This is a genomic window from Bacillus cereus group sp. BfR-BA-01355, assembly GCF_022663675.1.
Lineage (GTDB): Bacteria > Bacillota > Bacilli > Bacillales > Bacillaceae_G > Bacillus_A > Bacillus_A thuringiensis_S.
Window position 1 is genome coordinate 1 of sequence record NZ_JAKUFY010000259.1, and the last position, 1,301, is coordinate 1,301.

A 1,301-nucleotide genomic window follows, 5' to 3' on the forward strand; every position below is an offset into this window, starting at 1 on the left:
TGATATGATCCCCTTATAGTAGACAGTAAAAAGAAAGCACATTAATCTGTTTACTATGGAGGGGATTTTTCTATGGGCAAAATTAGAGTAACTTATGATATAGAATTTAAGAAAAAAGCAGTAAATTTATACTTGAAAGAAGGAATGGGATACAAAACGGTTGCTAAAGAATTAGGAATTGATCACTCGGTAGTAAGACGTTGGGTGAAACACTTTGAAGCTGAAGGTATCAAAGGACTAGAAGAAAAACGTGGTAAAACGAAAGGTCCAGGTATAGGTAGACCAAAAAACAATCCAGAAGATCCAGAAGCTAAAATGAAACGATTAGAAGCGGAGAATGCAATGTTAAAAAAGCTCTTAGGGATGTAAAAGGAGGAGTGGAATCTGTACCAAAAACGAGGAAGTTTGAAGCCATCAAAGGGCTATCAGAAAAAGGTTATGCAGTTACCATTCTATGTGATATCGCTGGAGTAACTAGAGGTGGGTACTACAAATGGATTAAGCGACAGTTGACGCCTTCTGAAAAACAATTGGAAGATACCGAAATAAAAAAGAAGATATTGGAGTGTCATAAAAAACTTAAAGGGATTTATGGATACAGGAGAGTACAAGTTTGGCTGAAAGCCACTTATAACCTTCATTTTAATCACAAACGTATACAAAGGTTGATGGGTGAACTAGGTATCAAAGCTATTATTAGGAGAAAACGACCTTATTACGGGAAGAAAGAAGCTTATGTGATTTCAGATAACCATCTGAACAGGGATTTTCAAGCTTCCAAACCAAACGAAAAATGGGTAACAGATATTACCTATTTGATTTTCAATGGACAGAGATTGTACTTATCCGCTATTAAAGACCTATACAACAATGAAATTGTTGCCTATGAAATTAGCCGTAGAAATGACCTAAAACTAGTACTAGACACACTTAAAAAAGCAAGAAAAAAACGAAACGTGAAAGGGATTCTCCTGCATAGTGATCAGGGGTTCCAGTACACATCTCGTCAATATAATCAACTACTCAAAAAATATCAGATGAAGGCTAGTATGTCCAGAAAGGGAAACTGTTGGGACAATGCTTGTATAGAAAGCTTCTTCAGTCACTTTAAGTCAGAGTGTTTTCATTTATACTCTTTCCGCACAGCTGATGAGGTTAAGTTTGCTGTGCGCAAATATATACACTTTTATAATCACCAAAGGTTCCAAAAGAAACTAAATAACCTGAGTCCATATAAATATAGAACTCAGGTTGCTTAGTTGTGTTTTTTGAATACTGTCTACTTGACAGGGGTCACTTCA

At 35.9% G+C, this 1,301-nt stretch carries 2 protein-coding genes; both read left to right on the forward strand.

The features are described 5' to 3' along the window. The first annotated feature begins 72 nt into the window (after positions 1-72). On the forward strand, positions 73-369 hold the full coding sequence (locus tag MR167_RS31440; protein ID WP_000516529.1) for a transposase: 297 nt from the start codon (positions 73-75) through the stop codon (positions 367-369). Between the two features lie 8 nt (positions 370-377). Further along, positions 378-1,259: an IS3 family transposase gene (locus tag MR167_RS31445; RefSeq protein WP_000446736.1), complete on the forward strand. Its 882-nt coding sequence runs from the start codon at positions 378-380 to the stop codon at positions 1,257-1,259. The last annotated feature ends 42 nt before the right edge of the window (positions 1,260-1,301 follow it).